This is a genomic window from Streptosporangium sp. NPDC002721 (assembly GCF_042888905.1).
GTDB lineage: Bacteria > Actinomycetota > Actinomycetes > Streptosporangiales > Streptosporangiaceae > Streptosporangium.
Genome location: NZ_JBIAQI010000030.1, coordinates 38,298 through 54,313, shown reverse-complemented (window position 1 = coordinate 54,313; position 16,016 = coordinate 38,298). Strand labels below are relative to the sequence as shown.

Sequence of the window (16,016 nt, the reverse complement as noted above, 5' to 3'; positions counted from 1 at the left end):
CCATCTTGCCGACCGAAACCGGTCACCTCATGACCGGTTTCATGTGAGAGGTTGTCGGCGTGCGAACCGACCGGCTGGTGGCCATCCTCCTCTTGCTGCAACGGCGCGAGCAGGTGACAGCGGCGGAGGTCTCCCGAGAGCTGGAGGTCTCCGAGCGCACCGCCCGCCGCGACCTCGACGCCCTGGCCATGGCCGGGGTGCCCGTGTACTCCACGCAGGGCCGAGGCGGCGGCTGGCGCCTCGTGGGCGGCGCCCGCACCGACCTGTCCGGGTTGACCGCGAGTGAGGCCCGCGCCCTGTTCCTGGTCGCCGGCCAGGCGTCGGCCGCGACGCCGGCCGTGAAAGCGGCTCTGCGCAAGCTCGTCCATGCCCTGCCGGAGCCCTTCCGGGTGCAGGCCGAGGCTGCGGCGTCGTCGTTGGTCGTGGACCCGCGACGATGGGGGTCGAGTCGGGTCGAGCACCGACCACCTCGCTTCCTCGACGAACTCCAGGACGCGGTGATCCGCGGCGTCCAGGTGCGGCTCGGCTACGTCGACAGCAAGGGCGCCGAGACCGAGAGAACCGTCCACCCGCTGGGCATCGTTTCCAAGGGTTCGTCGTGGTACCTCGTCTCCGACACCGAGACCGGCCGGCGGACCTTCCGGATCGACCGCGTGTCGTCCGCCGACCCGACCGGCGATCCCGTGCACCGGCCCGAGGACTTCGACCTCGCCGAGAGCTGGCGCGAGATCGCCGACGAGGTCGACCGCAGGCGAACGCCCCTCGAGATCCGGGCGGTATGCGCGCCCCACGGGATGGGCCTGCTCCGGATGGTGCTCGGCGGCCGGCTCGAGGTGGGAGGTTCCACGACCGACGGCCGTATCGAGGTCGTGATCCGCGGTTACAACGAGTACGCGCTCGCCGGCGAGCTCGCCGGGCTGGTCGAATGGCTCGAGGTGACCGGCCCCCCGGGTGTGCGAGACCACCTGGCCTCGATCGGCAAGGCGCTCGTCGAGCGATATGGCTGAGACCGGCCCGAGCGCTTGCCGACCGGTTCGCCCGCGAGCTCGAGAGGCACGGGAGAACAGATGTCACAGCCGCCGCGCCTCGGGTCAGGGGGGTTCGAGCCCCCCGTCGGGCCTGCGGACCCGGGCGGCCCATCGTTCGTGCGCGTGCGTCGAGGGCGGGTACTTCGCCGCCTGGACCTCGTCGAGCTCGATGCCCCAGCCCGGCGCGTCCGACGGGTACAGATGGCCCCGGCGGATCACCGGTGTTCCGGGGAACACGTCGTGGACGGCGTCGGCGTACACGTGGCCCTCCTGGATCCCGAAGGCCGGGGTGGTCACGTCGAGGGCGATGTTGGCCGCCATGCCGACGGGGGAGACGTCGGCGGGGGAGTGCCAGGCGGTGCGTACCCCGGTGAACTCGCACAGGGCCACCAGGGCGCTCGCCGGGGTGAGGCCGCCGATCGCCGACACGTGCAGCCGCAGCAGGTCCACCCCGCCGCCCATGACCAGCCGCGCGGCCTCGGTGGCCGAGGTGAGCAGCTCACCGGCGGCGACGGGCACCGGGGACGCGGCGCGGATCTCCGGCAGCCGGTCGAAGAACTCGGGCGCGACCACGTCCTCCAGGAAGAACAGCCGGTACGGCTCCAGCGCCCGCGCCAGCGTCACGGCCTGCTTGGGCGTGAGCCGGGAGTGGACGTCGTGCAGCAGCTCCACCTCCTCGCCCAGCTCCGCCCTGGCCCGGCGGAACAGCTCCGGCGTGGTGCGCAGGTAGTGCTGGACGTCCCACCCGTCGGGATGGGGCGCGCCGGGGTACCCGCCTCCCGCGCGGGGCGTGCCGTAGGAGCCGAACCCGGGCTGCGCCGTCTGCAGCCGCACGTGCGTGACGCCCGTCTCCATGATGGCCCGGGCCCGGTCGAGGGTCTCCGGGATCGTGGCGCCGCCCGCGTGCAGGTACACCGGGGCGGCCGTGCGGACCCGCCCGCCGAGCAGCTCGTACACCGGCATGCCCGCCCGCCTGCCCGCGATGTCCCACAGCGCCATGTCGACGCCGGAGATGGCGTTGTTGCCGACCGGCCCGTCCCGCCAGTACGACGAGAAGTGCAGCATGCGGAAGATGTCCTTGATGTCGGCCGGGTGCCGGCCGATCAGCATGGGCGCGAGATGGTGTTCGACGGCGCTCGCCACCGCGTGGAAGCGCTGGGTGAACGTCGCGCAGCCCAGCCCGTACAGCCCCGGTTCCGAGGTGTCCACGCGCACCACCACGAGGGGCACGCCGCCGGGGGCGGTGACGACGGGCCGCACCGAGGTGATGCGCAGGCCGTCGCGGGCGGGCCAGGGGCTCTGCGTCTCGGGCATGGGGACGCCCAGAGGGCTCGGGCCGCTCGGGGTCCTTGGGCCGCTCGGGAGGTTCGGGACGGGGGTCACGGGGCGGCTCCGGGTTTCATGACCAGGCGGGCGGTTCCCGACGCGCGGGGCGTCGTGGCGCGGAGGACGATCCGGTGCAGGTGGTCGCCCCACACAGCGGACAGCTTGGGGTCGTCGAGCGGCAGGCGCTCGACGTCGGCGGTGAACGCCTCCGGGTCGTAGTGGACGAGCAGCGGGCGCGACCGTCCCATGACGGACACCAGTCCGGGCGAGGTGCCGACCTCGCCGTGCGCCATCAGGCACAGGGCCAGCCTCGACGGGGAGCGCCGCAGCTCCCAGCGGTCCTCGACGGTCACCTCGGGGTCGTCGCCCCGTTCGAGCCGCAGGGTGCGGCGCCACTCGCGGACCCCGGCCTGTTCGGGCCAGGCGGGGGCGAGGTCGAGGGAGAGTTCGGCCCGGTCGGCGGTGAGCGCGCAGGAGACGTCGCGGGCGCGGTGCTCCGGGCCCGCGGCCTGCATGACGCCGTCGATCTCGGGGAGGTTGTGGTACGAGCTCCGCATGGTCCAGATGCCGTACCGGCCGGGGCCGAACGTCCGCGCGGTGTACTCGCCCACCCCCGCGTCGACCAGCACCGGACGGCCGTCCAGCGCGACGACGAACGACCCGACGTCGTTGTGGTTGTGGCTCTCCGCGTTGTGGCCGCCCTTGGCGGCGAGGAACAGCCCGCCGGGCGACCCGCGCCGCTCGCGCGCGACCATCACCTGCACCGACGGCAGCCAGGCGTGTTCGACGTACGGGGCCTCGGCCGGGGGCGCGTCACGCCACCCGGTGTCGAACAGCCCGGCCAGCGTGCGGCCGAGGCCGACCTCGTGGTGGACGAGCGGCGGCCCGGTCCGGCGCGTCGCGCGGGCGTGCGCGACGACGTCGCCGTCGCCGGTGAGCAGTCCGGCCCGGTGGGGGATGTCCAGCGCCGTCTGGTCGGGCAGGTGCGCCCTGCCGTCGGCGAAGTTGACGTACCAGTCGCCGCCGATGTGCATCCGGTGCAGGTAGGCGACCATCTCCCGGACGACGGGGACGGCGAACGCGTCGAGCCGGCCACCGCTCGCCGAGCGCAGCGTCTGCAGGCTCTCGGCCAGGCACGCCCCGGCCCGCCACCAGTACGACACGCCCTCCTCGCACCCGCCGTCGGGCCCGTACCCGGCGACGAAGCCGTCCAGCCCGCGAACCGCCCGCACGACGGTCTCCAGCATCGCCTCCCGGCTCCCGGACAGCAGGAGCGCGCAGGTGAGGATGTTGGAGTGGATCCACGGGTTCCAGTTGTTGACCGGCCTGACCCGGTCGTCGTACCAGTGCCAGTGACGGGCGAGGTAGGGGGTGAGGAGCCGGTGGCGCACCTCCTCGCGAAGCCTGCGGCGCACCACGGCGGAGGGCGCGTCCAGCGCGGGGCCCGCCACCAGGTCGGTCCAGGCGAGCAGGGCGGCGGTCTCGGCGGCGAACAGGTCGACGAAGGGCCGTCGCGGGTCGGGCAGCTCGCCCCCGTCCTCGCGGGCGAACTCCTCGTGCGCGGGCAGGCACCAGGTGCTCTCCTCGCACAGCAGCCAGACGCCGTCGCGCACCTCGTCCAGCCACCGCTCCTCCCCGGTCACCCCGGCGGCGAGCACCGCGGCCGCGAGCCTGCGCCGCCGTTCGAAGTACGGCCGCTCGAAGCCGACGCGGTCGCCCGTCCGGGCGTAGCCGGAGAACAGGCTCGCGGGCAGGGGCGGCCAGGGGACGGCGGCCGCGCGCCGGGCCTGCTCGACCAGGCTCCGCCGGGTGGCCGGCTCGATCCGTTCCCAGGCGGGGTCTCCCAGGACGGGGAAGGGGCGCCACGCGCCGGGTTCCGGCAGGTGGGCGGCGAGCTCGCGAGGTGAGAGGACCGCCTCCAGCGGCCGGTCGCCCCTTGGCGGGTGAACGGCCTCCAGTGGCCGGTCGGCCTCGACAGGGCTCACGGGGTCGACGCTCTCCGGTGGGTGGTCCATTCCGGTGGAGGCAACGCGATCGACACTCTCCGGTGGACGGCCCGTTTCGGGGGGAGCCACGCGGTCATCCCTTCAGCCCGGTGAAGCCGATCCCGCGCACGATGTGCCGCTGGAAGATCAGGAAGATCAGCAGCGGCGGGATCGTCGCGATGAGCAGGCCCGCCACGAGCAGGGCGGGATCGGCCGCCTGCGCCAGGCGGGGCAGTGCCACCGCGATGGGCTGGGCCCGCGGGTCCGTGATGGCGATCAGCGGCCACAGGAAGTCCTTCCAGGCGTTCATCACGGCGAACAGCGAGATGACGGCCAGGATCGGCGCGGACATGGGCAGCACGATCCTGCGGAAGACGATCCAGGCACCGGCCCCGTCCACCCGGGCGGCCTCGAAGAGCTCGCGCGGGATCGCGTCGAAGAACTGCTTGGCCAGCAGGATGTTGAACGCGTGCGCCCCGGCGGGCAGCCACACCGCGAGCGGGGTGTTGGCGATGGAGACGTTCAGGCCGGGCAGGTCGAGGATCGTCAGGTAGAGCGCGACGAGCGTCACCGTGGCGGGCACGAACAGCGTGACGAGGAACGCGCCGTAGACGTAGCGGCCGTACCAGGGCCGGATCACCGACAGGGCGTACCCGGCGGTGGTGGCGACGAGGAGCTGGGTGAGCCACGACCCCGCCACCAGCACGACCGTGTTGAGCAGGTAGTGCCTGATCTCCAGGGTGGTCCAGGCGTCGGTGAAGTTCTCCCACCGGGCCTGCGACGGCCACAGCGTCAGGGGGTCGCCCAGCAGGTCGGCGGTCGAGGAGACGGCGGCCTTGAAGGTCCACAGCAGCGGGCCGAGCCCGGCGAGCAGCAGGCCCGCCAGGAGCAGCACGTGGGTGATCCGCCACCCCGTGCCGGTGGCGGGCTTGCGCCAGTCGGCCTGCGAGAGCACGCCGCGGCCGGGGGAGGAGGTCGTCATCGGGCTCCCCATCCTCTCGTCAGTCGCAGGTAGAGCGCCGACACGACGGCGAGCACGCAGGCGAGCAGGACGCTCAGCGCGGTCGCGGTGCCGTAGTCGCCGAACAGGAACGCGTAGCGGTAGATCATCAGCAGCACGGTGACGGTCGCGTTCTCCGGCCCGCCGTCCGTCATGACGTACGGCTCGGTGAAGACCTGCAGGCAGCCGATGATCTGCAGCAGGAGCAGCACCAGGATCACCCCGCGCAGCTGCGGCAGCGTCACGTGCACGACGCGCCGGGCGACCGAGGCGCCGTCGGTCTCGGCGGCCTCGTACAGCTCCCTGGGCACCCCGGACAGGGCGGCCAGGTAGATCAGCACGGCCCCGCCCGCGCCCGCCCAGGTCGCCTCGATCACCAGGCTCGGCATCGCCCAGGCCGGTGACTGCAGCCACGGGTAGGGACCGAGGCCGACCAGCCCCAGCAGGCCGTTGACCAGGCCGGAGTCGGGGTCGTAGAACAGCTTCCACAGCAGGACCGACACCACGGGCGGCACGATGACCGGCAGGTAGACCAGCACGCGCGCCAGCCCGCCGAGGCGCCGCAGCTCGGAGATGAGCACGGCCACCGCGAGCGGCCCCGGCAGCCCGATCAGCAGCGACAGCACGGTGTACCAGAGGGTGTTCAGCAGCGCGGTCGGCAGCAGCGGGTCGGCGAGAAGGATCTCGAAGTTGCGCAGTCCCACCCAGACCGGCGGGTCGACCAGGTTGGTCTGCTGCAGGGAGAGCACCACGCTGCGGCCGATCGGCCACCAGGCGAAGAAGGCGAAGCACAGCAGCGCGGGGAGCAGGAACGCGAGCCCGGCCAGGGCGCGCCGGTCGCGGTCGGAGCGCCCGGCCCGGCCCCCGGCGCCGCGCCCGCCGGACCTCGCGGCGGACGCGGCGTCGGCGGGGGGCGGCGCGGTGGTGAGGACGGGCATCACCGCTGCTTCTGGAGGATGGCGTTCACCCGCGCCTCGGCGTCGGCCAGGAGCTTGGCCGGGTCGGCGTCCTTACGGGTGAGGACCGCCTGGGCGACCGGGTCGAGGGCCGCGTATATCTCCTGGCTGGCGACCTGCGGCTCGGGGGTGAAGGTGAAGGCGCCCAGCGACTTCACGTAACCGGCGAAGTTCTCCGCGGGTACGTTGGCGTGCGGGGTGATCGCCTCCCTGACCTTGTCCGCGGTGGCCTGGTCGAAGATGGGCAGGACCGGGACGCCGACCGGGGTGCCGTCGGCGGCGGCCGCCTTGGCGTTGGTGACCGCGGCCCCGGTGTCGAAGTTCGGCCGCAGGTAGCGGAACCGGATCCACTTGACGGCCGCGGCCCGCTGCGCGGGGGTGGCCTTGGCGTTGACCAGGTGGATCGTGCCGCCCACCAGCGTGGCCGACCCGGCGCCCTGCGGCATGGGCCCGCCGCCGAAGTCCTCCGGCTTGCCGCCGTTGGTGATGTAGGCGGGATAGATGTCGGAGGGGGAGGTGACCCACATCCCGACCTTCCCCGCGGAGAACTGGGCGATCAGGTCCTCCTGCTTGCCCAGCACGTTGCCGCCCATCGAGTCGTCCTCCCAGCGCATCGCGCGCCAGCGGTCGAGGACCTGGCGGGCCGCGGTGTCGTTGAAGGACGCGGCCCACTTCCCGGGCTGCGTCTCCTTGATCATCGACCCGCCCTCGCTGTAGGTGTAGGCCGTCAGGTGCCATCCGCCGCTGTTGTTGGTGGTGATCTCCCCGAAGCCCGTCGCACCCGTCTTCTCGGAGATCTGCCTGGCGTACGCGCGCACCTCGTCCCAGGTCGCCGGAGGCTTGTCCGGGTCGAGCCCGGCCCTGGTGAACAGGGAGCGGTTGTAGGCCAGGCCCAGGGCGTACGCCTTCTCCGGCAGGCCGTACGTCACGCCGTCCTTGGTCAGGTAGGACATGATGTCGGGGTTCAGCGCGCCGAACTCGGTGAGGGCCGTGGCCTCCTTCGTGATGTCGGCGACCTGCCGCCGCTCGATCAGCCCGGCCGGTTCGGTGAGCGGGACGCGCAGCACGGTCGGCGCGCTGCCCGCGGCGAGCATGGGGGCGAACGTCTTGACGTCCCAGGGCAGGTCGGAGCCGGTGACCTTGATGTCCGGGTTGGCCTGCTCGAAGGCCGCCACCTGGTCCTTGAAGAGCTTGAGCGCCTTGGCGTTGGTCGCGGCCGGCATCCCCATGACGGTGATCGTGGTCGCGCCGCCCGCCTCGGGGGCGTCGTCCTGGGCGCAGCCCGTCGCGCTCACCGCGAGCGCGAGCAGGAGAGCGCCGGAATTCAACCTGCGGAACTGGGATTTCATCCTTGACCTCCATGAACGGAAGCGCGCCGCCCGGGACCGACGACGACATCGGTGTGACGCCGGGGTGCCCGTCCGGTTACGTCCTGGCAATAGTGGTCGGGCATCACACAAAAGACAAGACCTATGAAACATAAGTTTCTAAGTTGTATATTTTGTGTCGCAAGTGCTCAGTTCCTTGACCTGGCAGGAGCCCATCGCAGTGACCCAGCGGCCCGAAGCGCTCATCGTCATGGCGCGGGAGACCTATCGGCAGTTGTTCGACGACGCGCGCCGCGAACGCCTCGCACGCCTGGCCAGGACGGGCGCGCCGCTGTGGGCGACGGAGCTGGGTTCGGCGGCCGTACGGGAGCGGCTGGCCCAGGTGGAGGTCCTCATCACGGGATGGGGCTGCCCCCCGCTCACGGCGGAGGTGCTGGCGGGCGCGCCACGACTGCGGGCCGTCTTCCACGCGGCCGGCACCGTGAAGGAGCACGTCACCGGCGCCTGCTGGGAGCGCGGGCTCGTCGTGACGTCGGCGGCGCGGGCCAACGCGATCCCCGTCGCGGAGTACACGCTGGCCGCGATCCTGATGGCGGGCAAGCGGGCGCACCGGTTCGCCGCCGCCTACCGCCGCAACCCGGGGACGTGGGAGCCCTGGCGCGACGCCGTGCCCGACCCCTCCAACTACCGGCGTACGGTCGGCATCGTCGGCCTGTCCAACGTGGGCCGCAGGGTGGCCGCGCTGCTGCGCCCGTTCGACGTCACCGTGCTCGCGGCCGACCCGCACGCCTCGGCCGCGAGCGCCGCCGCGCTCGGCGCGTCGCTGGTGGACCTCGACACCCTGCTGCGGCGCAGCGACACGGTGACCCTGCACGCGCCGCAGCTCCCCGAGACGCGGCACCTGCTGGACCGGCGGCGGCTCGCCCTGCTGCGCGACGGCGCCGTCGTGATCAACACCGCCAGGGGCGGCCTGGTCGACACCGCCGCCCTCACCGAGGAGTGCGCCGCGGGGCGGCTGGACGCCGTCCTCGACGTCACCGACCCCGAGCCGCTCCCTGCGGGCTCGCCGCTCTACACGCTGCCCAACGTCGTGCTCACCCCGCACATCGCCGGGGCGCTGGGCTCGGAGACGTACCGGCTGGCGGACGCGGCGCTGGACGAGCTGGCGTGCTTCGCGGAGGGCCGGGCGCCGCTGCACGCGGTGGACGGCGCCGACCTGCCGAAGATCGCCTGAGCGCCTTCTCCCGGAGATCGCCCGAGCGCCTGGACGGCCGGGCGCCCTGTCCCGGCGGGGTCATCCGCCGGGACAGGGCGGGCGGGTCAGTTCACCGTGGGGCCGGTCTGCACGGCGGTTCTCACCAGCGGTGACGTCGTGTCGGTGGTCCGTACGTAGGAGGAGTGCACCCCCCTGGGCAGCCAGACCTTCAGGCGGTACGCCTTGCCGTCGGTGTAGACGGTGTCGGACGGGGTGACCTCGGCCATCCTGCGGACGACGCCGTCGAGGACCAGGTCGACGGAGAACGGCGGCCGGTTGTCGGCGTCGGTGTAGGTGGCGGTGAAGGTGAACGCGGTCGTGGCCGTGCCGGTCGCGGGGCTGAGGGTCACCCCGCTCAGCGCCGGCGCGGTGCCCTCCGGCTTGCCGGTGAAGGAGACGTCGTCGACGTGCACCTCACCGTCGGCGTCGGCGGTCTGCTGCAGCCAGATCTCCATCTTCACCCTGGACTTGTCCATCAGCGGGAACGCGTTCAGGTCGAAGTCGTAGGTCGTCCAGGTGTTCGGCACGGTCAGCGGCGCCGTCCCCGAGACCCGGTAGCCCTTCGTGCCGTCGTTGAGCGCGACCCACACCCGCGCCCCCGGCGACGGGCTCTTCATCACGACGCTGAGGTAGCGGTAGCCGGAGGCGTCCACGGCGTGGTGCCAGGGCTGGAACTTCGCCTGCGAGGAGGCCGAGGCCGGGTTCTGGAAGAACCGGCCCGCGGTGCGCCCGTCGATGGTCTGCCTGGTGTAGATCCCGATGCCCGCCTGGTTGTTCCACCAGTTCACCCACGCCATGTTCTGCGAGCCGAAGACCCCTCCGCCGCCGAAGTCGTCGTAGACCAGCGGCGTCTGCGGGGTCGGCGGCGGGGGCGCCACCGTGAGGTGGGTGGAGGAGTAGGTGTGCGCGCCGTTCGCCTGCGTCCCGCGCACGTCGACCCGCCGGTTGGTGTACGGCGTGACGCCGTCGACGTTGACCGTGCCGGTGTGGACGCCGTTCACCAGGGGCATCGGGGTGTGCTCGGGCCCGAGGTCCGCGCCGCTCAGCGTGGCGGCGGGCTGGGCGAAGACCGTGACGTCGCCGGTGACGAGGTCGCCGATGACCGGGGAGGTGACCGGCAGCCTGATCGGGGACTGCGCGGCGCTGCTCGGGTTGCCGTTCGACCTGATCAGACCCATGATCGTGTAGAGCAGCCCGGCCTGGATGCTGATGCTGTACTCGTTGTAGCGCCACTGCTGGGCGCTGTCCTGCCACATCGGCCGGTCCGCGTACCACGGGCTCGCGCTCCTGGGGTCCTGCGGGTCCCTGGCGTTGGGCCCGCTCACCATCGCCCCCGGAACCACCACGCCGGTGCCGGTCTGGTCGTCGGCCTCGGCGTCCAGCCTGGTGTGCAGGAACTTCACGTGCCTGGCCCCGACGCCGGACACCCAGCTGACGTTCCACGGGTTGGCGCCGAACACCCAGTACGTCCCCTTGAGCACCGCCCGCAGCACCCGCTGGTCCCCGAACAGCTCGTAGTAGCGCATCATGTCGCCGAGATAGGAGACGTGCGGCTCGTTCACCCCGAAGTTCTTGAACTGGTTGAGCACGCCGTACGGCGTGTCGTCGGCCATCGACAGGAAGAACTCCACCTGCCGGGTCAGCAGCTCCTTGATCTTCTGCTTGGTCGCGGCGTTCGCCACCGGGTGAAACTCGGCCATCGACAAGGGCCGCAGGTCCCAGTAGTTGGTCGAGGCGAGGTCGTCGAAGGTGAGGGCGCCGATCTTGGCGGTGGCGGCCTGGCCGTAGGGCGCCTCGCCGGTGAGCAGGAACAGCTCGACCTCGGCGAAGAGCAGCGAGTTGGACAGCCCGCCGCGCGTGGAGTAGGAACCGATCGGGTCGTCGGGGTGGGCGGCGGCGTAGTCGTGGAAGGTCCTGGCCGTCTCCTCGCAGAGCTGGGCGAACGCCTGGAAGTCCGCGACCCTGCCCGCGGCGACGGCTCCCGTGCTCAGGGCGCCCTCGATGGCGCGGGCGGTGGCGGCGAGCGCGCCGGCGGCCTTGGCGGAGCCGCCCACGCCGAGCCCGCTGATCCTGCGGTCGTCGGAGGTGCCGGGGACGTTGTCGGTCTGCGTCTCCGGGGGGTCGAAGGTGCCGTTGCCCCGCACGTCGTACATCGCGCCGTCGGCGACGGCGGCCATCTTGACAAGGTACTCCGCGCCGAACCTGGCCTCGTCCAGCAGGTCGGGCACGCCGTTGGCGTCGTTGTCGAACCGCACCCGCGCCGAACCCTGGTTGCGGAGGTAGGCGAGGGCGATCTGGCCGCCCACCCACTGGTTGCCGCCGTACTTGCCGTAGTCGCCGGCGTCGTACCACCCGCCGGTCAGGTCGTGGTGGACGGTGCCGTCCGCGGAGGCCGCGTCGTCGAGGTGCCCGGCGCCGTGGAACACCTTGGCGGAGGGCGCCACGCTGCTGTATCCGGCCGGGTAGACCGAGGAGGTGGCCACCGAGGCGCGCTGCAGCCGGTAGAACGCCGTCATCTCGTCCTTGTAGCCGTCCCAGACGTCGTCCGCGACGTCGAACGGGGGCGAGGAGACGCCGTTGACCCGGAGGGTGTACCCGGTGCCGAGCTGGGTGAGGGCGGTCAGCTCCACGCTGTAGACCCGCCTGCCCCACACGACGCCGTGGTCGGCCAGGACGCAGCCCGGCAGGACCACGGCGCCGCCGCGCACGACCTCGCAGGTCCAGGGGGAGAGCTTGTCGGTGGCCACGACGTAACCGGCCTTGTAGGAGCCGGAACCGTATCCGGCCTGGCTGACGGCGACCTGTTCGACCGTGCCCGCCGCCCGCGCCGGGAGGGCGGGCAGCAGGGCGGCCACCAGTGTGGACAGCACGGCGACGACCGCGACCGGCAACAGGCGCCGGAGTGATCGAGCGTGTGGGGGGAGGGACATTGTTGGGCTCACGCTCCTTCCATCTGGCTCATGTTCATACACACGAAACCAGATGGCAAGAAGTGTGAAATATTTAGATAGTTCGGTTTGCTTCTTGTTCCATCGGGGTCGCGATTCGCGGGTCCCACCCTTCCGGGAGCGGGTCCGGGCGCGGGCACGTGGAGGCGACGTCGACGAACTCGCCCCGCTCGGCGGACTCGCCGATCGAGGTCATCACGTCCAGCACGTGCAGTCCCAGCTCGCCGCTCGCCCGGTGCGGGCGGCCCCGCCTGAGGGCGATCGCCATCTCGGCGACGCCGACGCCGCGCCCGGTCACCGTCCCGGGCACCGGCAGCGCGCTCCACCCGGTCTCGCCCGCCCGGCGCGACCGGAGCGGGCCGCCGAAACCGTTCGGGTTCGGCCCGGCGACGGTGGCCTCGGTGCAGGTGAACTCCAGGAAGTCCTGGCGGCCCAGCGGGGAGTCGAAGCTGAAGACCGTGGTGGCGACCGCGCCGGAGGCGAACTCCAGCAGCGCGGTCACGTGCGTGGCGACCTCCACGGGGAAGCTCGTGCCCGCGCGCGGCCCCGCGCCGATGACCCGCCGGTCGAGCGACCTGCCCGACATCGCCGTGACGCGGGCCACCGGCCCCAGCGCGGTGACCAGGGCCGTCAGGTAGTACGGCCCCATGTCGAACAGCGGCCCGCCGCCCGCGCGGAAGAGGAACTCCGGATCGTGGTGCCAGCGCTGCGGCCCCGGCCCCTGCATCAGGGCCACCGCCGAGAGCGGCCGGCCCGCGCCGCCCCCCGTGAGCAGCCGGAGCATCGCCTGCAGGCCCGCGCCCAGGAAGGTGTCCGGCGCGCTCCCCACCCGGACGCCCGCCCGTCCGGCCGCCGCCAGCAGCCGCCTCGCGGACTCGCGGTCGAGCGTGAGCGGCTTCTCGTTGTAGACGTGCCGGCCCGCGGCGACCACGGCCTCGGCGACCTCGGCGTGCGCGGCCGGGGTCGTCAGGTTCACCACCAGCTCGACCTCGGGCAGTCCCAGCGCCTCCTGCGGGCCGCAGGCGTGCGCGACACCGTGCTCGGCCGCCGCGGCCTCGGCCCTCGCCCGGTCGAGGTCGGCGCACGCCACCACGCGTACGGAGGGGAAGTCCGCGAGGTTGCGCAGGTACTGCCCGCTGATGACGCCGCAGCCCACCACGGCCACACCGACCGGCCTGTCGCCGATGTTCACGGAGCTCGTGCCGCTCACGGAGCTCGTGCCGCTCATGCCGGGAGTCCGGTGAGGCCGGAGAGGTAGTGCCGCGACCGGGCCAGCGCGTCCAGCATGTCGCCGTCGCACCGGTCGAGCTCCACGATCCGCCACGCCCCCGGGGGCGCCGCCGCCAGGATGGCGGGGATCGGCAGGGTGCCCGAGCCGACGGCGGTCATGGGCGCGTCGACCGTGCCGGGACCGTCCTTGACGTGCAGGTGGGAGACCCGCTCTCCCAGCCGCCCGAGCAGCTCAGGCACGTCGGCCCCGCCCACGTGGGCCCAGTAGACGTCGACCTCCAGCAGCGCCTCGGCCTCCAGCAGGTCCGCGAACAGCTCGAACGCGGGACGCCCCGCCACGACCTGGGCGAACTCCCAGTGGTGGTTGTGATAGCCGAGCCTCAACCCCGCCCGGGCCGCCCATCTGGCGGCCTCGTTGACGCGGCGGGCGCTGTCCTCGACGCTCGCCCGGTCGGCGAACCCCTCCGCCGCGATCGCCGGGACGATGACGGTGTCCGTGCCGATCCCCCTCGCGGCGGCGGCCACCGCGTCCCTGCGCTCGTCGAGCAGCGGACCGTGCAGGGACGATACGGTGAGCCCGGCCGAGGCCAGCGCGTCGCGGAAGGCGTGCGGGTCGTCACCGACCAGGCCCGCGGTGGGCTCCACGGCGCGGAACCCCATCTCGGCGACGGACCGCAGGATCGCGGCCGGTCGCGTGGCGATCTCGGTGCGAACGGAGTAAAGCTGTACAGCGGGAACAGGCACGAACAACCCCTCATAACTTTACATTTTGGCGCATTTATGTTACGAATACTTTTCGTTAGTGGTCAATAGTTTCAATCAAGATGAGATTCCACGCCTCGGCGACAGGGGGTCACAGGTGCTGAGTGCTGAGCGAAGGTCGCGGATCCTGGAGTCCGCGCAACGTGAGGGGGCCGTCCGCGTCTCCCAGCTCGTCGGCGAGCTGGGCGTCTCGCACGTCACGGTCCGCCGGGACCTGGAGGCCCTCATCTACGACGGCGTACTGGAGAAGGTCCGCGGCGGGGCGATGCTCAAGAGCGTCCCCGCCGAGTCCGCGTCCCCGGGCCATGGCTCGGGCGGCGCCCCGGCGCCCCACCGCACGCTGGGCGTGCTGATACCGGCCGCCTACTACTTCCGCCGCGTGGTCGACGGCATCCGGTCGGTCACCGCGGGCACGGGCGGCGACGTCCGCCTCCTGCTGTCGAACTACGACCGGGCCGAGGAGCCGAAGCTGGTGGCCGAGCTGGTCTCCACCGGATGCGCGGGTCTCCTGCTCGCCCCGTCGGTGGGCGGGAACGACCACGACGCCCTGGCCTACCTCGACGACGTGCCCGTGCCCGTCGTGCTCATCGAACGCGCCGTGCCCGGCGAGGAGCTGGGACGGCTGTCCACGGTGCGCTCGGCGCACGAACGCGGGGTCGCCAGCGCCATGCGCCACCTGCGCGACCTCGGGCACACGCGGGTCGCGCTGATCAGCAGGGGTGACTCCCAGAGCGCCGTCTTCGTGCGCCGCGGCTGGGTCGACGCCATCGCCAGGTACGGCATGGACGCCGACGTGCCCAACATCACCGGCGAGAGGCTGGGCACCGGCCCGGCCTGGGGGCCGGGCGGCCCGGCGGCCGTGCTGGAGGAGCTGACCTCGGCCGGGGTGACCGCCCTGCTGTGCCACGGCGACGAGGACGCCCTGGTCCTGCTGCAGCACGCGCGCACCCACGGCGTCTCGATCCCCGGGGACCTGTCGCTGGTCGCCTACGACGACGAGCTGGCCAGCCTGGCCGATCCCCCCCTGACGGCGGTCGCGCCGGGCAAGGAACAGGTGGGCGTCGTCGCGACACGGCTGCTGTCCGACCTGATCGAGGGGCGGCTGGGCGAGTCGCCCGTACACATCCAGATCGAGCCCCGGCTCCACATCCGCCAGACCACCGCCCGGGCCCGCAATGCCTGACCGGGTGCTGGTCACCGGCGCGGCGGGCCACGTCGGGCGCGCGGTCCTCGACCTCCTCGCCCGGGAGAACGTGGCCGCGACCGCCCTCGTACTCCCACCGGGGGATGGGGCACCGGGGGATGGGGCGCCGGGCGGCGGGCCGTCGGGGGGCGGGCTGCCGGGAGGAGGCGTGTCGCAGGGCGGAGCGTCAGGGGGCGGAGTGTCAGGGGGCGGGCCGCCGGGGGGTCATCTCGGCGGCGAGCTTCCCGCCGACCGGGTCGTGGTCGGCGACGCCCGTGACCCGGACGTGGTGGCCGAGGCCATGAAGGGCGCAGACGGCGTGATCCACCTCGCCGCGCTGCCCTCGCCCCGGCTGGGCACGCCGGAGGACGTCTTCACCGGCAACGCGCGGGCGACCTTCGTCGTGCTGGAGGAGGCCGGGCGTCGCGGGGTGGGCAACGCGGTGATCGCCAGCAGTTACGCGATCGGCGGGCTGCCGTTCGCGGTGCGGCCGACGTCGCCGCCGTACCTCCCGGTCGACGTCGCCACCCCGTTGCGGATCACCGACCCGTACGCGCTGTCCAAGCGGGCGGACGAGGCGACCGCGGAGATGATGGCCCTCCGCCACCGGATGACCACGGTCGCCCTGCGGTTCCCCTTCGTCGGCGACGCGGAGCGCAGGCTGCCGGAGACGGCGGCCAGATACGCCCGCAGCCCGGAGGCGGGCGCGGCCGACCTGTGGAGCTACCTCGACATCCGCGACGCCGCCCGCGCCCTGCTGCTGTCGCTGTCCGTCACCGTCCCCGGCTCCCACGTGCTGTACGTCGCCGCGCCGGAGACTCTCTCCCCGCTGCCCACCGAACACCTTCTCGACCTCTGTCACCCCGGGGTTCCCCGGCGGCGCCGCTTCCCCGGCCGTACCGTGCCGATCGACCTCGAACCCGCGTCCGCCCTGCTCGGTTTCACCGCGCGGCACCTCCACCCGGTGCCCGCCGAGGACTGACCGCCGTCCCCCGGCCCGTCCTTGACAGTGTTG

General features: G+C 72.8%; 12 protein-coding genes. 4 read left to right on the top strand and 8 right to left on the bottom strand.

Annotated features, from left to right (window positions below; translation table 11 throughout):
* The first annotated feature begins 59 nt into the window (after positions 1 to 59).
* On the top strand, positions 60 to 1,007 hold the full coding sequence (locus ACFYWM_RS35850; protein ID WP_389923337.1) for a helix-turn-helix transcriptional regulator: 948 nt from the start codon (positions 60 to 62) through the stop codon (positions 1,005 to 1,007).
* An 84-nt stretch (positions 1,008 to 1,091) separates the two neighbouring features.
* On the opposite strand, the gene ACFYWM_RS35845 is transcribed toward ACFYWM_RS35850, so the two are convergent.
* From ACFYWM_RS35845 to ACFYWM_RS35825, 5 genes are all read right to left on the bottom strand, one after another.
* Positions 1,092 to 2,342, bottom strand: a complete 1,251-nt coding sequence (locus ACFYWM_RS35845; protein WP_389923334.1) for an enolase C-terminal domain-like protein — start codon at positions 2,340 to 2,342, stop codon at positions 1,092 to 1,094.
* A 65-nt stretch (positions 2,343 to 2,407) separates the two neighbouring features.
* On the bottom strand, positions 2,408 to 4,339 hold the full coding sequence (locus ACFYWM_RS35840) for a heparinase II/III family protein (protein WP_389923331.1): 1,932 nt from the start codon (positions 4,337 to 4,339) through the stop codon (positions 2,408 to 2,410).
* A gap of 94 nt (positions 4,340 to 4,433) precedes the next feature.
* Positions 4,434 to 5,321: a carbohydrate ABC transporter permease gene (locus ACFYWM_RS35835; protein ID WP_389923328.1), complete on the bottom strand. Its 888-nt coding sequence runs from the start codon at positions 5,319 to 5,321 to the stop codon at positions 4,434 to 4,436.
* Positions 5,318 to 6,277, bottom strand: a complete 960-nt coding sequence (locus ACFYWM_RS35830) for a carbohydrate ABC transporter permease (RefSeq protein WP_389923325.1) — start codon at positions 6,275 to 6,277, stop codon at positions 5,318 to 5,320. The genes ACFYWM_RS35835 and ACFYWM_RS35830 overlap by 4 nt, the downstream gene beginning before the upstream one ends.
* Positions 6,277 to 7,644: an ABC transporter substrate-binding protein gene (locus ACFYWM_RS35825; RefSeq protein ID WP_389923322.1), complete on the bottom strand. Its 1,368-nt coding sequence runs from the start codon at positions 7,642 to 7,644 to the stop codon at positions 6,277 to 6,279. Before ACFYWM_RS35825 ends, ACFYWM_RS35830 begins: the two co-directional genes overlap by 1 nt.
* Positions 7,645 to 7,807: 163 nt before the next feature.
* Between ACFYWM_RS35825 and ACFYWM_RS35820 the strand changes: the two genes are divergently transcribed.
* Positions 7,808 to 8,857 (top strand): hydroxyacid dehydrogenase, encoded by a 1,050-nt coding sequence (locus ACFYWM_RS35820; RefSeq protein WP_389923319.1) that lies wholly within the window; start codon positions 7,808 to 7,810, stop codon positions 8,855 to 8,857.
* Positions 8,858 to 8,943: 86 nt separating this feature from the next.
* Here the strand turns inward: ACFYWM_RS35820 and ACFYWM_RS35815 are convergent, their stop codons facing one another.
* The 3 genes from ACFYWM_RS35815 to ACFYWM_RS35805 all read right to left on the bottom strand — a co-directional run bounded on the left by ACFYWM_RS35815 (position 8,944) and on the right by ACFYWM_RS35805 (position 13,800).
* Positions 8,944 to 11,808, bottom strand: coding sequence for a glycoside hydrolase family 9 protein (locus tag ACFYWM_RS35815; protein ID WP_389923316.1), 2,865 nt, complete (start codon positions 11,806 to 11,808; stop codon positions 8,944 to 8,946).
* Positions 11,809 to 11,881: 73 nt separating this feature from the next.
* On the bottom strand, positions 11,882 to 13,054 hold the full coding sequence (locus ACFYWM_RS35810; protein WP_389923314.1) for a Gfo/Idh/MocA family protein: 1,173 nt from the start codon (positions 13,052 to 13,054) through the stop codon (positions 11,882 to 11,884).
* Positions 13,051 to 13,800 carry a sugar phosphate isomerase/epimerase family protein gene (locus ACFYWM_RS35805; protein ID WP_389923311.1) on the bottom strand — a complete coding sequence of 250 codons (750 nt, stop codon included), beginning with the start codon at positions 13,798 to 13,800 and terminating at the stop codon, positions 13,051 to 13,053. The genes ACFYWM_RS35810 and ACFYWM_RS35805 overlap by 4 nt, the downstream gene beginning before the upstream one ends.
* 115 nt (positions 13,801 to 13,915) lie before the next feature.
* Between ACFYWM_RS35805 and ACFYWM_RS35800 the strand changes: the two genes are divergently transcribed.
* Together ACFYWM_RS35800 and ACFYWM_RS35795 are read left to right on the top strand one after the other, a co-directional pair.
* Positions 13,916 to 15,001: a substrate-binding domain-containing protein gene (locus ACFYWM_RS35800; RefSeq protein WP_389923308.1), complete on the top strand. Its 1,086-nt coding sequence runs from the start codon at positions 13,916 to 13,918 to the stop codon at positions 14,999 to 15,001.
* On the top strand, positions 14,994 to 15,983 hold the full coding sequence (locus tag ACFYWM_RS35795; RefSeq protein WP_389923305.1) for an NAD-dependent epimerase/dehydratase family protein: 990 nt from the start codon (positions 14,994 to 14,996) through the stop codon (positions 15,981 to 15,983). Before ACFYWM_RS35800 ends, ACFYWM_RS35795 begins: the two co-directional genes overlap by 8 nt.
* Positions 15,984 to 16,016 lie beyond the last annotated feature (33 nt).

What these genes read in the sequence shown, in the direction of transcription:
- ACFYWM_RS35825 (WP_389923322.1), bottom strand. Translation starts at nt 7,644, where the DNA reads ATGAAATCCCAGTTCCGCAGGTTGAATTCCGGCGCTCTCCTGCTCGCG.
- ACFYWM_RS35830 (WP_389923325.1), bottom strand. Translation starts at nt 6,277, where the DNA reads ATGCCCGTCCTCACCACCGCGCCGCCCCCCGCCGACGCCGCGTCCGCC.
- ACFYWM_RS35845 (WP_389923334.1), bottom strand. Translation starts at nt 2,342, where the DNA reads ATGCCCGAGACGCAGAGCCCCTGGCCCGCCCGCGACGGCCTGCGCATC.
- ACFYWM_RS35835 (WP_389923328.1), bottom strand. Translation starts at nt 5,321, where the DNA reads ATGACGACCTCCTCCCCCGGCCGCGGCGTGCTCTCGCAGGCCGACTGG.
- ACFYWM_RS35810 (WP_389923314.1), bottom strand. Translation starts at nt 13,054, where the DNA reads ATGAGCGGCACGAGCTCCGTGAGCGGCACGAGCTCCGTGAACATCGGC.
- ACFYWM_RS35815 (WP_389923316.1), bottom strand. Translation starts at nt 11,808, where the DNA reads ATGTCCCTCCCCCCACACGCTCGATCACTCCGGCGCCTGTTGCCGGTC.
- ACFYWM_RS35795 (WP_389923305.1), top strand. Translation starts at nt 14,994, where the DNA reads ATGCCTGACCGGGTGCTGGTCACCGGCGCGGCGGGCCACGTCGGGCGC.